Source organism: Acinetobacter sp. V102_4 (assembly GCF_031799005.1).
Taxonomy (GTDB): Bacteria; Pseudomonadota; Gammaproteobacteria; order Pseudomonadales; family Moraxellaceae; genus Acinetobacter; species Acinetobacter calcoaceticus.
The window spans coordinates 49,892-72,177 of sequence record NZ_JAVQNR010000052.1 but is presented as its reverse complement, the minus strand read 5'-3'; the positions used below and the strand labels follow the sequence as shown (position 1 = coordinate 72,177).

At 38.8% G+C, this 22,286-nt stretch carries 17 protein-coding genes; 6 read left to right on the top strand and 11 right to left on the bottom strand.

Annotation, left to right across the window (positions count from 1 at the left end; all coding sequences use genetic code 11):
• Positions 1–143: 143 nt before the first annotated feature.
• From RMB13_RS18940 to RMB13_RS18930, 3 genes are read left to right on the top strand one after another with little or no spacing between them, the layout of a single operon-like run.
• Complete coding sequence (locus tag RMB13_RS18940; protein WP_311086059.1) at positions 144–2,972, top strand: type VI secretion system tip protein TssI/VgrG; 2,829 nt, start codon at positions 144–146, stop codon at positions 2,970–2,972.
• A 6-nt stretch (positions 2,973–2,978) separates the two neighbouring features.
• Positions 2,979–4,565: a type VI secretion system effector DNase TafE gene (gene tafE / locus RMB13_RS18935; RefSeq protein ID WP_311086058.1), complete on the top strand. Its 1,587-nt coding sequence runs from the start codon at positions 2,979–2,981 to the stop codon at positions 4,563–4,565.
• A 14-nt stretch (positions 4,566–4,579) separates the two neighbouring features.
• Complete coding sequence (locus tag RMB13_RS18930) at positions 4,580–5,437, top strand: type VI secretion system immunity protein, TaeI family (RefSeq protein WP_311086057.1); 858 nt, start codon at positions 4,580–4,582, stop codon at positions 5,435–5,437.
• A gap of 285 nt (positions 5,438–5,722) precedes the next feature.
• On the opposite strand, the gene RMB13_RS18925 is transcribed toward RMB13_RS18930, so the two are convergent.
• From RMB13_RS18925 to RMB13_RS18905, 5 genes are all read right to left on the bottom strand, one after another.
• On the bottom strand, positions 5,723–7,477 hold the full coding sequence (locus RMB13_RS18925) for a DGQHR domain-containing protein (protein ID WP_311086056.1): 1,755 nt from the start codon (positions 7,475–7,477) through the stop codon (positions 5,723–5,725).
• Positions 7,474–8,733 (bottom strand): site-specific DNA-methyltransferase, encoded by a 1,260-nt coding sequence (locus RMB13_RS18920; RefSeq protein ID WP_311086055.1) that lies wholly within the window; start codon positions 8,731–8,733, stop codon positions 7,474–7,476. The genes RMB13_RS18925 and RMB13_RS18920 overlap by 4 nt, the downstream gene beginning before the upstream one ends.
• A 688-nt stretch (positions 8,734–9,421) precedes the next feature.
• Positions 9,422–10,612 carry an MFS transporter gene (locus tag RMB13_RS18915; protein WP_311086054.1) on the bottom strand — a complete coding sequence of 397 codons (1,191 nt, stop codon included), beginning with the start codon at positions 10,610–10,612 and terminating at the stop codon, positions 9,422–9,424.
• Positions 10,613–10,630: 18 nt separating this feature from the next.
• Positions 10,631–11,038: a RidA family protein gene (locus RMB13_RS18910; RefSeq protein ID WP_045435110.1), complete on the bottom strand. Its 408-nt coding sequence runs from the start codon at positions 11,036–11,038 to the stop codon at positions 10,631–10,633.
• Positions 11,039–11,105: 67 nt separating this feature from the next.
• Positions 11,106–12,032 (bottom strand): DMT family transporter, encoded by a 927-nt coding sequence (locus RMB13_RS18905; RefSeq protein WP_003654988.1) that lies wholly within the window; start codon positions 12,030–12,032, stop codon positions 11,106–11,108.
• 238 nt (positions 12,033–12,270) lie between these two features.
• Between RMB13_RS18905 and RMB13_RS18900 the strand changes: the two genes are divergently transcribed.
• From RMB13_RS18900 to RMB13_RS18890, 3 genes are read left to right on the top strand one after another with little or no spacing between them, the layout of a single operon-like run.
• Entirely contained in the window at positions 12,271–13,398 is a 1,128-nt protein-coding gene (locus RMB13_RS18900; protein WP_311086053.1) for a Re/Si-specific NAD(P)(+) transhydrogenase subunit alpha, read from the top strand.
• An 11-nt stretch (positions 13,399–13,409) separates the two neighbouring features.
• Complete coding sequence (locus RMB13_RS18895; RefSeq protein WP_003654992.1) at positions 13,410–13,724, top strand: proton-translocating transhydrogenase family protein; 315 nt, start codon at positions 13,410–13,412, stop codon at positions 13,722–13,724.
• A 12-nt stretch (positions 13,725–13,736) separates the two neighbouring features.
• On the top strand, positions 13,737–15,191 hold the full coding sequence (locus tag RMB13_RS18890; RefSeq protein WP_017391250.1) for an NAD(P)(+) transhydrogenase (Re/Si-specific) subunit beta: 1,455 nt from the start codon (positions 13,737–13,739) through the stop codon (positions 15,189–15,191).
• Between the two features lie 62 nt (positions 15,192–15,253).
• Here RMB13_RS18890 and RMB13_RS18885 read toward each other — a convergent pair whose 3' ends face one another.
• The 6 genes from RMB13_RS18885 to RMB13_RS18860 all read right to left on the bottom strand — a co-directional run bounded on the left by RMB13_RS18885 (position 15,254) and on the right by RMB13_RS18860 (position 22,189).
• Complete coding sequence (locus tag RMB13_RS18885; protein WP_311086052.1) at positions 15,254–16,075, bottom strand: SDR family NAD(P)-dependent oxidoreductase; 822 nt, start codon at positions 16,073–16,075, stop codon at positions 15,254–15,256.
• A gap of 251 nt (positions 16,076–16,326) precedes the next feature.
• Positions 16,327–16,728 (bottom strand): ribosome silencing factor, encoded by a 402-nt coding sequence (rsfS, locus tag RMB13_RS18880; protein WP_003654998.1) that lies wholly within the window; start codon positions 16,726–16,728, stop codon positions 16,327–16,329.
• An 81-nt stretch (positions 16,729–16,809) separates the two neighbouring features.
• Complete coding sequence (locus RMB13_RS18875; RefSeq protein ID WP_045126305.1) at positions 16,810–17,604, bottom strand: hydroxypyruvate isomerase family protein; 795 nt, start codon at positions 17,602–17,604, stop codon at positions 16,810–16,812.
• 13 nt (positions 17,605–17,617) lie between these two features.
• Positions 17,618–18,487, bottom strand: coding sequence for an NAD(P)-dependent oxidoreductase (locus RMB13_RS18870; RefSeq protein WP_311086051.1), 870 nt, complete (start codon positions 18,485–18,487; stop codon positions 17,618–17,620).
• Positions 18,488–18,498: 11 nt separating this feature from the next.
• Positions 18,499–19,287: a crotonase/enoyl-CoA hydratase family protein gene (locus tag RMB13_RS18865; protein ID WP_005036819.1), complete on the bottom strand. Its 789-nt coding sequence runs from the start codon at positions 19,285–19,287 to the stop codon at positions 18,499–18,501.
• A 94-nt stretch (positions 19,288–19,381) separates the two neighbouring features.
• Positions 19,382–22,189 carry an ATP-binding protein gene (locus tag RMB13_RS18860; RefSeq protein WP_311086050.1) on the bottom strand — a complete coding sequence of 936 codons (2,808 nt, stop codon included), beginning with the start codon at positions 22,187–22,189 and terminating at the stop codon, positions 19,382–19,384.
• Positions 22,190–22,286: the final 97 nt, after the last annotated feature.

The window sequence follows — 22,286 nt, the reverse complement described above, 5'->3', positions numbered from 1 at the left end:
TTTGCTGAATAATTATGCTTGTTATTTTAGTGTATAGCTAGGCTGTTAGACTAGTCATCAGGGATGAGATTGATATAAAAAATAGACAGATCTGTACATATTTTATAAAATATAGCTCATTATGATTCAAACTTATAAAAAACGTGATGTTAAATAATATTGCCCAGATTTTAGAGAGTTTTGGTTTCCTCTCCCAGCATCGTTCAGTGTATCTCCAGTTTTCAGATGCATCCCTGAATAGTCAGGTTTTTTTACAACGTATAGATGGGCAACATTATCTTAATCAGGGCATGACGGCAGAGTTGATTTGCTTATCAACCCATGCCCATATTGCACTTAAACAATTTATTGGTGTACAGGTTGCTGTTGATCAGGTCACTGATCAGGGCCAACTGTTTCGTACTACAGGGATTATTACTGGAGTTTCACAGGGACAAAGTGATGGTGCTTTAACCTTATATAAGCTCGCCATAAGTGATCCAACTTATCTCTGGCATAAACGCAGAAATAGTCGTGTGTTTATGAATAAGAGTGTTCGAGAAATTACTGAAATTTTATTTCAGGAGTGGCAGGGTAAAAGCCCATTATTTGCTTCTAGTCTGACTTTAGATTTAAGCGGTTTGAAACAGGCGTATGACATACGCCCTTTCGTTATGCAGTTGAACGAAAGTGACTATGACTTTCTAACTCGCTTATGGCGAAGTGAAGGCATTAACTGGCTGATTGATGAAGCAGAATTAATCGTACCAAGTAATACAGATCATATTCAGCCACAAAAGTTACGTCTTATTGATGACAATAGCCAGTATCAGGCGCTGATTAGAAGAACGATCCGTTACCATCGAAGTCATGCAACTGAACAATTTGACAGTATGACCAGCTTGATTGCTGGTCGTAGTTTACAGCCGACCTCTGTTTTTGTGCAGCGCTGGCAGTCAGATGTATTACAGCAAACAGATGGGGCAGGCACTGTACAAAGTACACATCAGCATAGTGCTAACTATGACAACCAAAGTTTAAGTCTTGAAGATGCATGGCACTTTAGTCCGGCATGGATGCAAGATTTAAACGGCGAAGATGGCGCAACCTCCGCAAGTAATCAACAACTGGAAAAATTTAACCAGAACTTAAGTGCTTTTCATGATGCTCAGTCCAAGCAGTTTATTGCTCAAACCACAGTACGAGACACACAAGTTGGCTACTGGTTTGAACTGAATGAACATCCTGAAATTGACCTACATAACGGCGCGGATAAAGAGTTTCTGATTATCGGTAAGCATTACTACAACCAGAATAACTTACCGAAAGACTTAAACCAGCAAATTCAAGCATTAGTTCAACAAAGCCATTGGCAAATTAATCAGACAGATGAACGCCAAGGTAATCAACTGATTCTACAGCGTCGCCATATCAAGACTGTTCCAGAATACCAGCCTTTACAATATCGACCTCAAGCCGCTGTGCAACGTGCCAAAGTAGTGGGACCTGAAGGTGAAAGTATTCATGTTGATCAGTGGGGCCGTATTAAAGTCCGATTCCTGTTTACCCGAGCTGATGACCACAGCCATGATGGTGGAGCAGGGAGTAACGACAACGATACTGATTCGGCTTGGGTTGATGTTGTAACCCCGTGGGCTGGAAAGGGATATGGAGTACGGTTTTTACCACGCGTTGGTGAGATCGTGGTCGTTGATTTCTTTGACGGCAATATTGACCGACCGTTTGTAGTGGGACGTATTCATGAAGCCGACCGTCATCCAACCCAGTTTGACCAGAAAGGACAACTCCCCGACACTAAAAAGTTGAGTGGTATACGTTCTGAAGAGGTTGATGGTAAAGGCTTTAACCAACTCCGTTTTGATGATACGACTGGGCAAATCAGTGCCCAACTACAAAGCAGCCATGCAGCTAGTCAGCTAAACTTGGGTAACTTAAGCCATCCAAAAGACAAGGCGGAAAGTGATGGCCGTGGTGAGGGCTTTGAACTCAGAACTGATCAGTGGGGCGCGGTTAGAGCAGGTAAAGGCTTACTCGTTAGCACCCATAAACAAGACCAAGCTCAAGGTGTACACCTAGACGCAGCCGAGGCCAAGCAACAAATCGAAGGTGGTCTGAACAATGCCAAGGCACTCAGTGAAGTTGCCAAAAATCAGCAAACTGATCCATTGGAAATGCTTGAAAACCTAAAAACTTTCTTGGAACAGATTGAAGAAAAAGACCAAGAGAAAGCTGCTGCATTTAAGCAAGCCTTGATGGTTTTAACCGCACCTGACAGTATTGCTCTAGCCAGTAATGAAGACATTCATTTAAGTGCAGATGGTCAGTTAAGCCAAAATGCTGGGGACAGCATTAGCCTAAGCACTCAGAAAAACCTGATTGCACATGCCCAAAACAAAATCAGCCTTTTTGCAGCTCAACAGGGCGTAAGGCTCTATGCTGGTAAGGGCAAGGTTGAAATACAAGCCCAAGGTGATGGAGCAGATTTAATTGCCCGTAAAGGTATCCAGATCATTTCTACGGAAGACAAAATAGAGATTAGTGCTTCTAAAGAAATCGTTATCACGGCAGGTAGTTCCCAAATCAAGATTAATAGCTCAGGTATTTTCTCTGTCACTGGCGGTAAGTTTGAGGTGAAGGCTGGACAGCATGTGTTTATGGGGGGGGCAAAGGCTAATTATGTTTTACCTTCTTTACCCACACAAGAAATCAAAACTGATGACTTATTGCTGGAATATCTACATAGCGATGGCACACCTGTTAAAGGTGCGGACTATGAAGTTCTATTATCCGATGGTTCCGTCCGTAGAGGAAAATTAGATGCTTCAGGTAAAGCGGTAGTGAGTGGTGTACCTGCTGGGCGTGCCAAAGTTCAATATGGGGAAGACCAAAGTAAAGATGAATTTCCAGCTTTAGAATTAGATGACTGGTTTACTCGACTTGGAAGCAGTACAAAGACTGGAAAAGAGGAATAAAGAATTATGCCAGATCCTCAAAATCAACAATTCTGGTCAAAGATCGCAGAGAGACCTACGGAAATACAACAACAGTTTTGGTATGGCGCTGAAAATTTAGCAAAGTATCTCAATGACAATCCAGCTATGTATAAAGGTTATATGACCTATGATACAAGTAAGCCTGATCCTAATCTGTCATGGTGGGAAAAGATATTATTTTACAGTGGGCAGGCTCATTACAATGAGGCTGTGACTCACTATAACACCAGTAAAGTAATCGCTGATCAAGGGAGCTGGTTGTGGGGTATGCTCAAAGGTGACTTTAATAAAGACCCTTCAATGTCTCAGATTATTGTTGGCGGACTCATTAGTCTTATACCTGTAGCTGATCAGGTGTGTGATATCCGTGATTTGATTGCCAACTTTATCACCTTGTCGGATGAGAAAGCCCGAACGAAAGATAACTATATGGCACTTGCTCTCACAAGTGTGGGGATCATTCCTGAAGTTGGTTCAGCAATCAAAACGATTGTGAAATCAAGCCGGGCAAAAGATGTTAGCAAGGTCAAGTTATTTAAGTTCATGGAGTATTTTGAGGAGGCTTTAACAAAGCTCAAAATTAAATGTCCATGGGGTAAGGCACCAGAGGCATGGTTAAGGTCTCGACCATGGAAAGGCATAGCGGCACAAGGTTTTACTGCCTTAAAAAATAATATTGACCGAATCCTATTTGTCATTAATAAGTGTTTGAAAAGGTTCAATGGTGCATTGAAAGTTGCCTTAGCAAAATTTCAGGCAACCTTGAACCATGTTTTAAGCACCATCAAAAAGTATATTGATCAGTTGTGTGATGAAGTAGATAAGGCAATTGGTCGTTTATTACCTCAACAACCATTAGCAATGGCACATGCTGGTGGTGGTAAGAACACCCCTACAGGGCGTTATGAGGCCAATGTTAGTTCTGGTAAAAAAACAGAAACCAGCCATCGTCAAAAGAAAGAAACACCTCCACCACCAAGGAAAATGAAACCAAAGCATGTGGTTGAGCCGTGTTTGGAACCGAAAAAAGGGTTGAAGAATAGTTGGGGTAAAAAGACTGGTAAGTCTCAGGCTGAACTAGATGCCGAGTTTGATCGCCAGCTTAAGCGACAAGAGGAAGGGCTTAACCGTCTGACGGTTGAGGAGTATCAACAGAACAGACAACTTTATGAAAAGTATAAGCGGGCTGGAACAGGTACTCAGCAACAAAGAATCCGAGAAGATATGCAACGACAGTTAGAGGAATCTGAATATAAAAAATTAAAAACAGAGCAACCTCAATTATCGAAAGGCCAAATAGAAAGAATGGCTGAAAATAATGCTAAAAAAACGTTAGAAGGATTAGATGTCTTACATAATCCAGATATGCAATTAGGTGGTTTTGATGTCAAATATGATCCTAAAAAGCCCCCTACACTAGATGATTTTGGGCATAGTGGCGTAAATCGTTCTATTGGTTCTCAAATGGCCGCAAAGAAGCGTCTTGCCAATATGGATGCGGCGGCAGCTCAAGCTAAAGCAAAGGGAATGGGGAAAGATGCAATGGATGTTGAATTGAAGCGTTGTAAGTAATAGAGGGTAGTAAGATGAACCAAGAAGATATTGATTACTTTTATGAGAAATATGGTCAGCCAATTAATAAAGTTGAAGTGACAGAGGACATCATAAAAAAATATCGGGGTAAACTGCCTGAAAGTATTTTAGAACAATGGCGTTTATTTGGTTTTGCTGGTTATTTGAATGGTTTGTACTGGATTACTAACCCAGACGATTACACTGAAGTGATTTATGACTGGTTAGAGGAGACACCATTACTGGATGATGATGCCTATCATGTTTTGGCCCGTTCTGCATTTGGTGAGCTGTTAATTTGGGGCGAACGTAATTATGGTAGATACTACATTAAAACAATGGAAGGTATCTTACATGACAATGGAGAACAGTTAGAAAGTGCTGAGTTTTATGGTAGTGATTTTTTCTTTTTACCTAAAAAAAATTATCTAGATTACACAGACAAAAACGGCAATAAACTATTTGATCGAGCTGTAAAAAAATTAGGTGTTTTAAAGGCAGATGAAATGTATGCATTTGAGCCTGCTTTGGCATTGGGTGGGGTAGAGTCCTTAACATATCTAGCAAAAACAAATCTTCCTGTTCACATGAAGTTCTTAAAACAGGTGACTCCATTAAGACTGCGAACTTTTGAGGACCTTACGGCTGCTCTATATGGGACACCGTATAGTGTGGACGATTTAACAAGTGGACAAAATGCTGAATCACAATATCAAGAATCTGTTCAAGCTGGAGAAGTTTGTCCTAAAACAGGTTATTGGACAACGCCTGCACAACCAAATACACGTCATTATTGTAAGAAAGGTGAAGTGCTTCCTGAAATCAAGGAACAAGACTGGGGTGAAGTGTATTGGTATTGGGATGGTGAATAGTCTAAATGACTTTAGCTCAAGGTACAGATTATGGACTGCTTTGTAGTGTCACGGAGTTTATTAATTATGGGTATCGGGACCATTGGTGAAACTCAGCATAGTTTGGTGCAGGTGCGGTCATTAAATAAAGAGATTTAGAGCAGGTATTAAGCATGACTGCTTAATTAACTCATTTAATCTATGCATATAAATCTTTAAGTCACATTGTTTTAATTTGATGTAACTTAAAGATTTACACTCTAGAATTAAATTAGTATAGCTTTAGGTGGAACCAATCTAAAGATACTATTGTTTAAAAAAATGATCATAGATTTCAACACCAAGCTGATTCCAATGACTAGATTTATAATTGTCAAAGGGAAATTCTGCAATGTTTTTGAATTTATCTTTGTAAATATCTAAACTTCTTTCATCGTTGTTTTCGATTATTATCCGCAAACATTTAAGAAACCCATTTATAGAGGTAGGGGTAAGCATTTTATTCTCATGGCCTACTTTCCATCCTTCTGGAAAAGAGATTCTTACTGCATTTAAGATAAGATTTATTTCTGTTACACAAAAATCTAAATAGTCCTGCAAATCTTCCGAACTTTTTTGAGCCAAGATATTCTTCTTCTTTTCTTCCTCGGGCCAAATGCTGAATAGTGAATCATGACCGTCTTTTTTTGTAAGAGGCTTTAATCCATAGCTCACAATAGACGAAACTTTTAATTTATTCACAGTATCGAATACATGCTCTTCTAATTTGTCTTTTAGTGCTCCTTTTCTCGCTAGTTGAGTAAGTACCGATTTTGCAATTGCTGTAGATGAGTAAGGGTTAACAATAACTTCGATTTCTTGTATGAGCGCTGATTTAACACTTGTTTGTTTACTATTAATTTCTAGGAATAATTTAGCTTCAAATAATACTCGATCATGACTAGAAATATGGTCTGGATAAATTATCCCTGTGACTAATAGATTCTGTTTTCGACGTAATTTACCAATTCTATCTTCATATGAGTCCGAGCCTTCATGATAAGAGTAAACACGGTGTTGTCCATCTATTAAGCCCACAACGTTATATTGATCTGGTAAAGTTATTTCTATTGGCTTAACTTCACCTTGTTGATCAGGGGTTAATTGATTTGATGTATTGATATCATGGATTTTAGTAGTTGATGGTAATGTAGCTATGATATTTCCAAGATAAACTCTTTCATTATCGGATAAGTATTTTCTCATTAGCTTGATTTTTCGCATATCTAGAATTCTTTGATATGAGAGATTTGGAGTTATCCAGCTATTTTTACGTAAGACAAAACTTTTTTTTAGAAGTGATGCTGGATCTACGTAAAATGAAACAACTTTGAATCCATCTGGATAGCTACTATTGGCTTCTGGAAGTAAGAAGCCTTTATATGAGCTAAAAGCTCCAGAATTTCCTCCAGATAACTTATTAGGACCTAGAGCTGAGTAGGGTATTTCTAGAAATTTTAATAATTCATACTTTGCAGAGGAGGCAATATTTTTAACTAATGCATAAAAGTAATTGGTTAGAGCTCTTTCAATAACTTTAATACCAATTCGATTTGCACTTTCTACATACTCGGAATCAACTGGATGCATACTAAAATAAAGTGTTTTTAAAATATAATGCTCATTGTCATAGATTCCTTTACTTGAATATTGTTTAAACTCAGGAATATTTTGTTTTAAACACTCGATAAACTGATTTTTATGTCTTATTGCAAGATCAAATATTATTTGCTTTTTAGCTAGATGCCCCCCTGGAGAGGTTGTACAAGTATCTTCTATAACAATAATAATATTTTCATATATAAATATTCCATCAAGCTCAGTTGTACGAGAACCCTCTTCTGTTTCAAAAACAAATTCTTTATTTTCAGACGTAATATATTTGAAACCAGATCCCATAAAGATATCTTTTACTGATGATCTAAACTTTTTTTCCTCTCTGCTCTTTTTTACAGCGGCAAGTTTACGTGCACGTTCTTCAGGTGATATAGCTTTTCTTTTGGGTTTCTGTACTGGTTTCATTTGGAATTCCTATAAATTTCCTCATTAATATTTACTGCAATTGTACTGTAAATAAAACTATTGGAAGCGGAAGGCTTGGCTACGAACTGATGAGTATTGTTTTGTGAATAAATAAATAATTCATTTTCTGGCAGGAGTTTTACAAACTCGTCAAGACTATGCGAGAGTATGAATTGAGATGAAATTCCAAATTTAGAAAGAGGAGGGACACTTATTATTTCATTAATTACTGCAATAATATCTGCATCAATAAAAGATGTATTAGGTTCAATTAATAATGAATAATTTCCTGCTGCAATATCATGTTTTTTATTTAGAGGTCCTTCAGAATATTCAATGAACATTTTCTGAATATTTATTCCTGATGACTTCATTTTCTTTGCTAATACGCGACCATATTTGAGTAATCGTAGGTCAATAATTTTTTTCTTGAACTCATCTTCATCTAGAGTAATTCTTGAGGCTCTATATGAGTCTAAGCGAGTGGACAAATTGGCTTCTAAGTAAGATTCAAACATCTGAATATATTCAGGGTTTAGTTCAAAACCATAATACTCTCTTTCCATAAATGCAGCTTGTGATGGAACCGTTCCTGAACCAGAAAATGGATCAAAGACCAGATCTCCTTCATCTGTAGTTAGAGTAATTATTCTTCGAACTAGATCTTCAGGAAGTGGACAGAAATGGCGAATATATCCTTCACCCCACGAACCTTGGGTAGGGATACTAAATTCCCATATTTCTTCTAAACTTTTACCGTTTGGATTGTAACGTTCAGGATAACGAATCCACCATTCTTTTAAATCAGTTATTTCTCTAGCTCTTTCTGAATAATATTTAAAATCATTACCCTTAGAAAAAAATAAAACATATTCAAAAATTTTTCTTGTAGCGCCTTTCTTACTCCACGGTACAGTTTTATCTTTTTTCCAGATAATGATATCTTGGAGCTTCCAACCAGTTTTACTTATTTCTCTAACAAAATCAAATGGTAATGGAACAACTGCTCCATCTCTTTTGAATGTGTCGATAACCACCCATAAGGAGCCAGATTCTTTAGTTGCATCATAGACATCTTTAAACACTTTTTGTAAATCATTTAAATAGGCCTCGTAAGACTGGCCAAAACCAATTTGGTCAGTATGGCCATAATCTTTCATGTCAAAATAAGGAGGAGAGGTTATTGTGACGTCAATTGAAGATAATTTTATCTTATCTTTTAAGTTTCTAGCATCATCTAAAAATACTTTTGACATCAAACACGTACTCAATATAGCGACTTAAAATTTATTTAAAATAAATAAATTAATTCCAAAAGCAAATTTTATCAGATTCATGCAAATATGAAAGAAATAGTTTTTAAAAAATAAATTTAATAATTCGATTTTAGTTTTATTTTTCAATAATTTATTTTTTAAAAGTAAAGCCTATACTCGAACATATCTATTTAGATAGTTTTATATTTAGGAAAAAAGAACTTTATTTCTTACATTATCAATAAAATCTGACTATTCTTGCATTATCTTGATTCAGTAGACTAAATGCTGAGCATGGTTGTAAGCCTGTGATAGCAGAAAAGAAATAACTAGTTACGTTAGGCTAGTTTGATTATTTGAATAACCTAATTAAATATCAACGTTAAATAAACGTTTTTCTAAATATTCTATGGTTACACCAATTTTACACCATAATTTTTATTTCTATTATTAAGTATTTGATATTTATAATCATTTAATCTTGCTTGATCCTATCCATCATGGGTGCGACAGAAATACGAGGTTGTAACGATTGAAGTGATTGCATAACCAATAGCCCAAAAGTCGCTAAATTAATGAAAGGGCAGCATTATACGAGGTTTATGCTTGAATCGACAGAGGCATTTAGCCGAGTAATTTATAACCACCCTTGTGTTGAATATAGGGAGATGATTTATAACAAGTTACCTTATTGGGAAATCATTTTCTTTTTTTGTAAGATAGCATCAAACAAGCTAAACAAAATACAAAGTACAACTAGCCCAATACCAGCAAGGCAAGTCATGGTCCATCCGCCACGGTTCCACGCAAAAATTCCTAATGCTGAACCTCCTGCACCTCCAATAAAGTAAGTGGTCATATAGATGGCATTAATACGAGATTTAGCATCTGGTCGTAAACGGAAAATAATACTCTGGTTACTTGTGTGTATGAGTGCTAGCGCTAACTGAATTAAAGCAAAACCAGCAATATAACTCGCAAGCAAAGTTTGTCCATAATAAAAGCAGAGCCAGCTTAACAGGAATAAACCACAACCTATCCATGTGAGTAGAGTGGTACGTCCCTGATCAGCATATTTACCAATATAACGGGTTGATAAGGCACCAAAGATACCGACTAAAGGTACTAGTCCAATAAACAGATCAGGTAAATGATGTGCTGAGGTGAGGAGTAATGCGATGGTGGAATATAAAATACTCACAGATGCGAAGGCGAAAGCACCTGTAAGCGCTCTTAATAATAGTCTTTTCTCTTGTTTTAAAAGCTGACCCATGGAACCAAAGATCTGTCCATAGTTCATTTTCATGCGTAAAACATAAGGCAAGCGACTTTTTAAGGTATATGCCAACAGAAGCATTAATATGCCGCTTACCACATAAACCACTTTCCAATGGAATAAGTTAGAAAATAGGCCAGCCAGACTTGTAGAGAGTAAAATACCCACTAATAGGCCACTCATTAAAAAACCAATGATCTCGCCAGTTTTTTCAGGTTTTACCGTCATTGTAGCAAGTGGAATAAGCACTTGAGCTGCAACCGAAAACAATCCTGCTAAAATTGTACCGATCCATAGCATGGGTAAGTTAACAGCAAAAGCAGAAGTAAATAAGCCAACTGCACAAAGCACCATCAAAAACGGAATAGCCTTGGCTTTATTGACGATATCACCCATCGGAACAATAAAGAGTAGTCCTAGGGCATAAGACACCTGAGCAAATGTAACAGTCAATGCGGCTTGTGCTTGAGTAACAGCAAAGTCTTGTTGAATGGAGTGAATAAGAGGCTGGCAATAATAATTCACACCTGCACATAAGCCACATGCTGCTGCCATCAACCAAAGTAAAGGTTTATTTTGACTGATATCTTCAGGGGTAGACATGATGTTCTCTCGATTTTATTAGGTGTATGCGGTTGCTTCGACTTCAATGAGCATATGCTCTAATGCAAGGCGTGGTACAGGAATGAGTGTACAGGCTGGAAAAGGATGATTTTTCCATAAATTCTGCATAACTTTAATTAAAATTTCATGTTTTTCGACCGAGTGGTCAACAACTAAAACTCTTAATACGGCAATGTTGCTAAGCTCTGCATTGGCAGCAATTAAAGCATGCTTAATGTTATCAATAGCTTGGGAAACTTGTTCTTCAAAGTTTGGGCTTAATTCACCTTTTGAGTTTTCGCCTCCTTGACCTGCAATATGAATAATCTTTTTAAAATTTTCTACCACAGCAACATGACTATAAGCATTTGGAGTAGGGTCGTATAAAGTTGATGGATTTATTATTTTAAAAGTTTCTTGATTCATGGATCTCAACCGTTCAGTAAAATTTAGATGAGTATCCAACCTCAACTTAAGTTGAGGTCAAGAGAAATTAGTATTTTAATCTTTTCTTTCTAAGGGTAATTATCATGACACCTGCAATATTTAAAATACAGCCTACCCATTGCCACATATTGAGATGTTCATTTAAAAAAGTAACCGCGAGTAAAATAGTTAAAACTGGTCCTATCGAAGCAATCATGGCAGATTGAGAGGCGCCAAGTCGCTCAATACTTTGCATGAGCATAACGGTAGGTAAAACAGTGACCAAAAAGCCCAGTCCGACGCCGTACCAAATTACACTGGATGGAAGTTGTAATAGAAGTTGAATAGGTTGAGGAGTGCTTAATACATAGTGCGTTAATGTACCGATACAAGCGACTGTTAAAGCTAAACCTGTGAAATTCCAAGAACCAAATTTTTTAATTAATGGCGGGGTCAGTAGTAAATAGCCTGCAAAAGCCACAGCACTCGCAAACACGAGACTTGTGCCTAACCAGAAGTTGCCCTGAATTGGTGCATTGTTGTGCTCTTGAAGCATGACCAATACAGTTCCACCATAACTAAGAAAAATGGCAAATAAACTTTTTGCATCTAATTTTTGTTTATATAGGAAGCTTGAGACAATGACTGTGAGTGTGGGATATAAAAATAGAATAATTCGTTCGAGTGAAGCACTAATAAACATCAGACCCATAAAATCGAGCCAGCTGGCAAAGTAGTAGCCTAATAGACCAGCAAAAATTAAAATTAGCCAATCCTTCTTTTTTATGCCCTGATTATGATGCCTGTTAAACCAGCAAATTAATAGAAAGAACGGTAAAGCGCTTAACATGCGTAAAGCCATCAGGACTGTGGCGTCTACTAATGGAGAAAGGGCATAAGTCTGTTTAATAAAGATTGCTTTTGTACTGAATAGAAAAGCAGAGCAAAGAGCAAAAAAAGACCCAATTTGAAACGAAGATAAAGAAATTTTCATATACAAGACTGTATAAGAGAGACTGTTGTCTGCAAAAAAAGAAAAAGCTTCCTATGTTACACCTCAAATCAAATATCGTGAATCATCAGTTCAAAATATGGGTATTTATTAAATAAATATTGGGTGGTATTTTAAAAAAGTTCAATTAGAATCCAAATTCTGTACAAAGAATACACATGGGGGAAACATTGCAGGTTGCAATGTTTTTGACAATGAGAAATTAGCTTGAGGAACGCTCATGCAAATCGGAATCCCAACCGAAACTGTCGTCGGTGAAAATCGTGTAGCTGCTACGCCAGAGACAGTAAAGAAGTTGATTAGCGCTGGTCATAGCGTTGTGATTGAACGTGGTGCCGGTATAAAGGCTGCGTACATTGACAGTGCTTATGAACAGGTCGGTGCAACCATTACGGATGATGCCTATACGGGTAGTCAAATTATTTTGAAAGTTCGTGCGCCACAAGGCGGGGAAATTCAAAAACTTCCAGCAAATACTGCTGTTGTAGCAATGTTTGATCCTTATCGTAATACCGAGCTAGATCAGTTTGCGAATCAGCAAGTTTCTGCTTTTGCATTGGAATTGCTTCCTCGTACGCTTTCTCGTGCACAGAACATGGACGTATTGTCTTCTCAGGCAAACCTTTCTGGTTATAAATCAGTTTTGCTTGCTGCCGCTGAATATCAACGTATGTTCCCAATGCTTATGACTGCTGCTGGTACTGTAAAACCTGCTCGTGTTGTGATTATGGGCGTGGGCGTTGCAGGTCTTCAGGCAATTGCAACGGCAAAACGTTTAGGTGCAATTGTTGAAGCAACTGATTTACGTCCTACGGCAAAAGATCAAGTTGAATCTTTAGGTGGTAAGTGGTTAGACGTACCAATGTCTGAAGAAGAGCAACAACGTGCAGCTGACGCCGCTAAAAATGGTTATGGATGGATGCCGGGTGAGCAATACATCAAAGACCAAGCCGCGATTGTTGACAAGGCTGTATCTAACGCTGACATCGTGATTACAACTGCATTGTTGCCGGGTCGTGATGCACCGCGTCTGATTAAGGCTGAAACTGTTGCCAAGATGAAACCAGGCTCTGTCATTTTAGATATGGCTGTTGAAACTGGTGGTAACGTTGAAGGCTCTAAAGTTGGCGAGACTGTGTTTACAGAAAATGGCGTGAAAATTTTGGGTGTTCCAAATATTCCGGCAACTGTAGCGACAGAAGCTTCTGCACTATATGCACGTAACGTATTCAATTTCGTAGAAACTTTATTCGACAAAGAGAAAAACTTTGCGATTAATCAAGAAGACGAAATCCAAAAAGCCCTATTGGTCACTCATGGCGGTCAAGTACTGCTTAAGCGTGGTTAAGGAGATTTCTCATGGTTGAAACTATTACAATTTTCGTCCTTGCCATCTTCGTAGGTTATTACGTAGTTTGGGGTGTTACACCAGCTTTACATACACCACTTATGGCAGTAACCAATGCGTTGTCATCTATTATTGTAGTGGGTGCAATGTTGCAAACTGTGGGTCTGCCTATTTTGGGTGTAGATGCTAACGTTGCATTTCAAAGTGTGAATGTGGTGAGCGTACTGGGTGCGATTGCGGTATTTTTGGCAAGCATTAATATTTTCGGCGGCTTTGCAGTAACTGCACGCATGTTGGAAATGTTCAAGCCTAAGCAAAAGAAATAAGAGGGCTTTGACATGGAATTTATTCAAGCAAATGCAAATTGGTTGTACCTTGTAGGCGCAATTCTCTTTATCTTGACGCTTCGTGGTTTGTCTGGCCCTAAAACAGCAATTCAAGGTAACCGTTACGGTATGATCGCGATGGCGATTGCTGTAGTTACGACCTTCTTTGTTGCGAATAACCCAGTTATCTGGATGATTGTTGGTGCAATGGTGTTGGGTGCAATCGTTGGTATTGCGCGTGCTCGTACTGTGCCAATGACTCAAATGCCTGAAACTGTAGCGTTGATGCACTCGTTAGTTGGTTTGGCTGCTGTACTAATTGCAATTGCTGCAATTTTGCATAACAACCAACTCACTGAATTGTTTGCTCAAAATGAGGCGGCTTTAACCGCGGCTGGTGTGCAACATGTGCACATGAGCAGTGTTCACTTATTTGAATTGTTCGTAGGTTGTTTTGTTGGTGCGATTACCTTTACTGCATCTGTCTTTGCGTACGGTAAATTGGCTGCAAAAAAATGGGCGAAAACAATTTCTGGTGCATGGGTTAAACCTGTTCAGGCGCTTATCTTTATTGCGATGTTAGCTTGTGGTTTCTACTTCTTTACCACTGGCAATATGACTGCATTCTGGGCAATGACAGCACTTGCACTTGCATTTGGCTGGGTGTGGATTGCACCAGTTGGTGGTGGTGATATGCCTGTAGTGGTATCGCTTCTTAACTCATTCTCGGGTTGGGCTGCGGCAGGTATTGGTTTTACACTTGAAAACAACATGTTGATCGTTGCGGGTTCTCTCGTAGGTTCATCTGGTGCGATTCTGTCGTACATCATGTGTAAAGCAATGAACCGTTCGATCATTAATGTATTGTTTGGTGGTGCAATGGGTGGCGCGGCAGTTGCTACAGCTGCTAAAGGTGAGCAAGTTCAGCGTAACCATCGTTCTGGTTCTGCTGATGATGCTGGCTTCTTGATGTCAAATGCAGACAGCGTTGTGATTGTACCCGGTTATGGTATGGCGCAAGGTCGTGCACAAAATGCTGTGAAAGAATTGTGTGAAATTCTAAAAGAGCAAGGTGTTCGCGTTCGTTTTGCGATCCATCCAGTTGCTGGTCGTATGCCTGGTCATATGAACGTATTGCTTGCTGAAGCAGACGTAGCATATGAAGACATCTTAGAAATGGATGAGATTAACTCAGACTTCCCTGCAACTGATGTGGTGCTTGTAATTGGTGCAAACGACGTAGTAAACCCTGCTGCGAAAGATGATCCAACTTCACCAATTTATGGCATGCCGATTCTTGAAGCACATAAAGCACGTACGATCATGGTGATTAAGCGTTCTATGGCAACTGGTTATGCAGGTCTAGACAATGACTTGTTCTATAACGAAAAAACAATGATGATTTTTGGTGATGCCAAGAAAGTTGTTGAAGATATGACTAAAGCAATCAATGGTGGCGGTCACTAATCTGACCTCAATCAGGATTGTAAAAGCCACCCTCGGGTGGCTTTTTTATTTGGTCTATTTGTTTAAAGAAATTTTTCTACAAGGTCCATTGACTGTTGATAGAGGTCGCGTGCCAGTTGCTGGTTTTTTGCGTGTGAAGATTTCCAGTCTGGCATATGTGCGCTGACATACTCTCCATTACGATTCTGCCATGCATCTCCAGTTGCCATTTCTGTAATGAGATTCGCTGGAACTGAGGTTGGGACTAAGCCTAATTTCATCGTTGCATAAACTGGTTTTGGTAAGTCGCGATAAATATCAGAAGCGACACCACCTGGATGCAATGCATTGTTGGTAATAGAACTACCTGCTAGTTGTTCTGCTAAAGCATTGCTGAATAATAAATTTGCAAGCTTCGATTGCCCATAATAAAACAGGGGATTGTAAAAACCTTCTGCACGAAACTTGTTAGGTTTAATTGAGCCAACCCAATGAGCAATAGATGCGAGATGAATAATCCGTGCTTCAGACGATTGTTGTAAAACTGGAAGCAATTTTTGAGTTAGTAAAAAATGACCTAAATAATTAACGCCAAATTGCTGCTCGAAACCATCGACAGTCAGTTGTTTGGTTTTGGCAAATAACCCTGCATTGTTAATGAGTACATCAAGGCTACCATAGCGATCTGCAATCTCGTCGGCTGCCTTTCGAGTTAATTCAAGACCGTTTAGATCGAGAGAAACTAAATCGACTTGTCCTTGATTGAGTGAGCGTAATTTGTTTTGCGCAGCTTGAGCTTTTTCTGGATTTCGGCACGCTAAAATAACATGTTGCCCTTGTTTAACGAGTTGTTCTGCTGTGGCCAAGCCAATCCCTGTGTTGGCGCCCGTAATTAATATTCTCACTTTCTGTACTCCGGTTATGCTATTTATTGGTGGGGACTTCAAGAGTTTGTATATTGCTGCAAATCTGACAATTTGTCATGTCAAATTTAAAAATGGGCGATGATTAGCTTTTAATGGCCAATAAGGCATTCGATGAAATTTAAAGATTTTGTTATTTAAAAAAATATAAATACCACTTTATGAAGGGGCATACTTTTTATAAAGAATTAAAAAAGCGGCTCAAAAGAGCCGCTTTTTTTAAAAGCAAAATTTTAAGCAACCGACTCTGGAGCGGTACGCCATAAGCTTTCTAAATCATAGAATTTACGAGCTGTTGGTAGCATCACATGTACTACAACAAAGCCGAGATCAATCAAGATCCATTCTGCATCTCGTTCACCTTCAACGCCAATCGGGCGGAAACCGGCTTTTCGAGCTTCTTCTGCAACATTGTCTGCGAGCGCTTTGACGTGGCGAGTAGAAGTACCGCTCGCAATTACAATAGCATCAGAGACATTGCTAATTGAGCTAACATCTAACTGGAGAATATCTTTTGCTTTTACATCAACTAAAGCGTCATGAACAACTTTGAGACAAGTCTGTACGTCTTTATTTGAGGTGTTCATTGCGAAATCGTGAGAATTAGACACGCTGGGCGATGGTTCTAAATTCATATAGGGTATATTTTCCTGACAATTACTCACTATCTAATATAGTGGTTTTCGCGCTAAATTTCAATCAGAAGTCGTAACAGTTTATATATTTACATCATCCGAAAAATACTTTTTCTTCCAAGTAAATGACTGATTTGAAGTATTTTCAGGCTTATATTCTGCTGCAATATAGTTTTGATAAGAGCTTTGCTTTAACCAAGAAAATATTTGTTCATAAGGGATTTGGGCTGTATCTGGTTCATGACGGCCCGGACAGTCCGCAAATTGAATATGTCCAATTAAGTTAATATTTTCTTGCAAACCCTCAAGTACATCTTCGCCCATCATCGCCATGTGATAGCAGTCATATTGCATTTTTAGGGCAGGGTGATTGACCGCTTCTAGCATTTCTTGTCCCTGCGCAATGTTCTGCACCAAAAAGCGTGGCATATCTGTACCGTTAATCATTTCAAAAACGGGTTCTATACCGTGTTCACTAAGTAAGTTACAGGCAAGTTTTAAATTAGCTGCTAATGTTTTCAAACAAGGGAGTAGGTCGGCATCTAGAGGCTGTTTCCCTGCCAAAATGTTAACACGGGGAACTTTTAAAGCAGTGGCATAGCTAATCGCTAATTCTAAAGCTTCACGAAAAGCTGTTTCTTGACCGGGTACGCCAGCTAAACCATTTCCGCCTTGCATAAGATCACCAGCAGGCACATTGATTAGGCAGAGGCTAAGGTTGTAGCGTTCGAGTTGAGTTTGAATATCTGAAATAGCCAATTCATAAGGAAATTGAATTTCTACATATTCAAAGCCCTGTGCATGCGCCAGAGCAAAGCGTTCAATTAAAGGAACTTCGGTAAAAATCATGGATAAATTGACTGCAAGACGACCCATACTCAAACTCCGTTTATTTTTGCTCTATTAATTGAATCATAGTAGCTAAATCTTTCTCAGCAAAGCCATTTTTTTGGTGAGTTTGTAGCTGTAGTAGAGCTTTTTGTGCAACTGGGATGTCTAAATTAACATTGTTAGCCAATGTTACTGCGTTGTTAAGATCCTTAGATAATGTTTGAACTTTCCACTGAACTGGTTCAAAAGTATGAGTTGCCATGCGTGGAGTTAGAATTTGAAAGGGTTTAGAGTCAGCAAATCCACCGGCTAAGGCTGGGGCAAGCAAAGTTGTATCTACACCAGCTCGATCTGCAAGTGCGACAGCCTCTGCAATAAGAGCGCTGTTGGCTGCAACAATAAGTTGATTACAAATTTTGGTGGCTTGGCCGGTTCCTGTATCTCCCATGCGAGTCACACGTTGGGATAGAACATTATAAATAGCAGTTAATTCTGTAATGGTTTGAGCATCACCGCCTGCAAAAATGACAAGTGTGCCTTGTTCTGCACCCGCTGTTCCACCTGATACAGGTGAGTCAATCCATGTGACCTCATGGGTAGCAGCTGCTTGAGCAAGCATTTTCGTTGCGGCAACAGATAAACTCGAGAAATCAACAATAACCTGTTTAGCTTTTAAGTTAGGCTGAATTTGCTCAAATACTGCCTCTACGGCTTTATCATCTGCCAGACAGATTAAAATAACTGGATATTCACCAATATCTGAAAGTTCTAAAGGTTGTGCACCGATATCAAGAAGTTCGTCACATGCAGAGGTGGTTCGATTCCAAACAGCAACTTGAAAGCCAGCTTGAATAAGGCGGGTTGCCATCCGACTTCCCATAAGCCCTATGCCTAAAAAAGCAATAGGGGTGTTGCGATCAAAATTCATAATCTAAGCTCTTATTTATATTGGCGTGGTAAAAAATTAACTTCCGGATGTTTGTCTTTTTTACGAGCAAGTTTGCTATTTTTACCAAGTAATAATTTAAGTTGCCAGATTTTTTCTAGACGTAATGACTTTTCTGGTTGATGTTCCATTGCGTCAAGTACACGTTTTGCCGCAGTGAGGGCATCAGGTGAGCGCTGCAACATTTCAGATGCAATCTCATTTGCTCTCTCTAAAGGAGAATCACTTAAATGAGTTACAAGACCAATTTCTTTTGCATAATTCCCATCAAAAACACGGGCAGTTAAGGTGAGTTCTTTTGCAAGGTCAACACTAATTAAACCTTTTAATGAGCGAGTAAGTCCCATATCTGGGACTAAACCCCAGCGGCTTTCCATAATCGACATTTTTGTTTCTGGATGAGAAATTCGGATGTCAGCAGCCAAGGCAAGTTGCATACCAGCGCCGAAACAATATCCTTCTAGTGCCGCAATAACAGGTACAGGTAAATTCTGCCAAGTCAGAAATGCTTTTTGAAAAAGACTTTGTCCAGGTTTTACAAGTTCCCAAATGGCAAAAGCAGAGTTTTTAGGATTGTTGAGATCAGATAAATCAATGCCAGCACTAAACACATTTCCTTCGCCTGTCAAAATAACACAGCGAATATCTCTATCCTTTTTAATTGCTTTTGCAGTTGAAACTAACTCTTTTAATAAGGCAAAACTCATCGCATTGCGTTTGTCTGGACGGTTTAAATATACCGTTGCAATGCCATTATTTTTTTCAATACGTAAGAGTGCCATGAGATTCCCGCTTCTTTTTTTATAGATGAACGGAGCATAACATGGCTGTAATCTGGAAACATGACAGCTCAGTCATGCCTATTTGGTAGATATGTTAGTCAGGTATCACCAAGATCTGGTGAGCAGCACTTTCTACCTCTTTAACCACAAGACCTAATTCATCAAAGCGCTGTATAACTTCTTCAATGAAGCCTTCATCTGCTATACGGCGTTCTTTACGTAGCGTTGAAATAAATTGTTCAAAGTCACCTGTAACTTGCTGTAGTTTCGGGACACCTACATAGCGAGTGGCACCATACAGGCGATGTAAAACATGCTCAAGTTGAGGGAAGTCTTCAAGCTCAATGAGCTGCTGCATTTCGTCTAGCTCAGTTGGAAAACTATCAACTAACATTTTGAGTAGATCTTGTGCTAAGTCTTCTTTATTTGCTGCAAGTTGCAAACTTTGTTGCCAGTTTAAAATTTGCGGGTCTAAAGCTTCTGCAACTACGTGGTGGTCTTTATCTATGGCTTTTGCTGTAAAGTTGTTTTTAGTCCATTGCGTTAAGATCTGGATGATTTGCTCCATTTGAATTGGCTTGGTGACATAGTCATTCATGCCTACTTTAAGAAGCTTTTGCTTTTCATCGGCAAGGGCGTGAGCCGTTAACGCAATAATTGGAAGCTGCATTTCTCCATCGAGCGTTGACTCTAAAGAACGGATAGCACGTGTGGTATCGATGCCCGACATAACCGGCATTTGGATATCCATAAACACCAAATCAAATGGTTTAAGTTTCTGATCAATTCGTTCTTGAATAAGGTTAAGCGCTTCTTGACCACTTAACGCTTTAGTTGTTTTAACGTTTAATTCACCCAACAAAGCTTCTAAAACAATTAAGTTTGGTAAATGGTCATCTACTGCAAGAATGTGTAAACCCTGACCATTAAAATCTTGCTGTTCTTCTTCAAAAATAGGTTGGTTGCTTAATAATTGAATGAGTCCACTACGGCTTAATGGTTGATATAGAGGACGAGCACGATATTCACTGAGCATGTTTGGCTCAAGCGTCATTTGATAGCCATAGACGGCTAAATTGCCTTGATAACGGCTACGGATTTCTTTTAATAACGCTTCGGTATCACCGCTATGATCAACGATAAGCCATGTATTATCTTTCTGATCAAGATGTTTTAAGCGACTAAACAAGTCCAGAATCGATTGTGTTTCGATATGAGGAACATGGTAGTTTTCAAGGTAATAACGTAAAACACTTGCTGTAGCAGGGTGAGCAAGATAAGACACCACTTGTAAATGCTCAAAGTGCGGATGTTCGATTTCGTAATCTTCATCTACCACAAATTGTGCGGTAAACCAGAACGTAGAGCCTTTTTCTGTTGGCGCACGTTCCTGATTATCCTCAAAGCCAATTTGACCATGCATGAGATGAACAAGCTGTTTAGAGATAGCAAGGCCTAAACCAGTACCTCCAAATTGACGTGTAACCGATGCATCACCTTGCGAGAATGATTCAAATAATTTTTTACGGTCTGTACCGCTTAAGCCAATACCACTATCTTGAACACTAAAATGAAGCAGACATTGTCCAATATCATCATGTTCCATACGAACACGAACAATAATCTCACCATCTGGAGTGAACTTGATTGCATTAGAAATCAAGTTGGTCAGAATTTGCTTGAAGCGTAAAGCATCACCAATCACTTGTTGTGGAATATTGTCCGCATAGTAAAAAGCCATGGCGATATGTTTTTGAGCAGCCAAAGGAGATAGCATATCCATGACATCAAAAATGGCTTCTTCTAAATCAAAGGGCGCTGTTTCAAGCTCTAACTTACCCGCATCAATTTTTGAGAAATCTAATACATCGTTAATTAATGCCAATAAATGGGCAGATGACTTGCGAATGGTTTGTAAATAAAGATTTTGTTCATTATTTAAATTTTGTTGACGAAGCAATAAATGAATAAAACCATCAATACTGTTGAGAGGCGTTCGAAGCTCATGACTAATATTGGCAAGGAAAACTGACTTTGCCTGATTTGATGAAATTGCTTGGTCACGTGCTTGACGATAGGTAATGTTTTGGACTTCTAAAGTATCTAATGTTCTGCGTAAGTCTTCTTCTGTTTGTTCAGTGTGTTCTTTTAACTCTAAAAAGCTAAAGTGTAAGCGTTTAACAACGTTTGCGATGTCTCGCTGTAGTAAGCGTAGTTCCCCAGTACTATTAATGACTAGGTGCTGGTCTAGAGTATCGGCATTTAGACGTTGTAACTGCATGCGAATTTCATACATCGGCGCAATCCAGCGACGAGAATAAAAATTCAAGCATAGTAAAAGTAGCAGTAAGGTCATTAATCCAGTAATGACGAGAGCAATCATAATGCGATAACGTGCCAACTCTAGAGGCTGGTTATCCATTTCAATCACTAACCAGACTGGCGCTTTTCCAGCTTTATTACTAATCTGTAGTCCATAAATATTGTTGTGGTTATAAGAGATTGGACCAAAAAAATTATTACTACTGGGAAAGCTAGGCCAATAACGATTATCACGATAACCAATACTTAAATAAGTCTGTCCGTTGTTATCGATGAGTACCGCACGCTTAAGATTTTTTTCGCTAAACATGCTTTGCATGATGTGCTGAGCATGATCGTATTCATCGGGCTGTAGTTCGACCAGCGTATACAAATCTTTCGCAATTTGATTGTAGCGAGCTAAAATTGCTGAGGCGTGATGTAGCTGTTGTTGTTTTACCGAATGTGACGTTTCAGTTAAAACCAGAAAAGCACCGACCCCTGTTAAAATCATAATCGGCACAAAAATTAGAGCAATCAATTGCCCATATGCATGATTCAGACGTAAGCGTTTCGATATGGTTTTATTGAAATTAGACATGGCTACATCAGATTTATCTCTCTGTACGGCATCTTATCACGCTTTATTTTAAAACAGACGGCATTTTATAAATGACCGAGCTTTAATCGCTTTCATG

Bases quoted from the DNA above. Each gene is read 5' to 3' on its own strand.
- tafE (WP_311086058.1), top strand. From the start codon at position 2,979: ATGCCAGATCCTCAAAATCAACAATTCTGGTCAAAGATCGCAGAGAGA.
- RMB13_RS18930 (WP_311086057.1), top strand. From the start codon at position 4,580: ATGAACCAAGAAGATATTGATTACTTTTATGAGAAATATGGTCAGCCA.
- RMB13_RS18925 (WP_311086056.1), bottom strand. From the start codon at position 7,477: ATGAAACCAGTACAGAAACCCAAAAGAAAAGCTATATCACCTGAAGAA.
- RMB13_RS18920 (WP_311086055.1), bottom strand. From the start codon at position 8,733: ATGTCAAAAGTATTTTTAGATGATGCTAGAAACTTAAAAGATAAGATA.
- RMB13_RS18915 (WP_311086054.1), bottom strand. From the start codon at position 10,612: ATGTCTACCCCTGAAGATATCAGTCAAAATAAACCTTTACTTTGGTTG.
- RMB13_RS18910 (WP_045435110.1), bottom strand. From the start codon at position 11,038: ATGAATCAAGAAACTTTTAAAATAATAAATCCATCAACTTTATACGAC.
- RMB13_RS18905 (WP_003654988.1), bottom strand. From the start codon at position 12,032: ATGAAAATTTCTTTATCTTCGTTTCAAATTGGGTCTTTTTTTGCTCTT.
- RMB13_RS18900 (WP_311086053.1), top strand. From the start codon at position 12,271: ATGCAAATCGGAATCCCAACCGAAACTGTCGTCGGTGAAAATCGTGTA.
- RMB13_RS18895 (WP_003654992.1), top strand. From the start codon at position 13,410: ATGGTTGAAACTATTACAATTTTCGTCCTTGCCATCTTCGTAGGTTAT.
- RMB13_RS18890 (WP_017391250.1), top strand. From the start codon at position 13,737: ATGGAATTTATTCAAGCAAATGCAAATTGGTTGTACCTTGTAGGCGCA.
- rsfS (WP_003654998.1), bottom strand. From the start codon at position 16,728: ATGAATTTAGAACCATCGCCCAGCGTGTCTAATTCTCACGATTTCGCA.
- RMB13_RS18875 (WP_045126305.1), bottom strand. From the start codon at position 17,604: ATGGGTCGTCTTGCAGTCAATTTATCCATGATTTTTACCGAAGTTCCT.
- RMB13_RS18870 (WP_311086051.1), bottom strand. From the start codon at position 18,487: ATGAATTTTGATCGCAACACCCCTATTGCTTTTTTAGGCATAGGGCTT.
- RMB13_RS18865 (WP_005036819.1), bottom strand. From the start codon at position 19,287: ATGGCACTCTTACGTATTGAAAAAAATAATGGCATTGCAACGGTATAT.
- RMB13_RS18860 (WP_311086050.1), bottom strand. From the start codon at position 22,189: ATGTCTAATTTCAATAAAACCATATCGAAACGCTTACGTCTGAATCAT.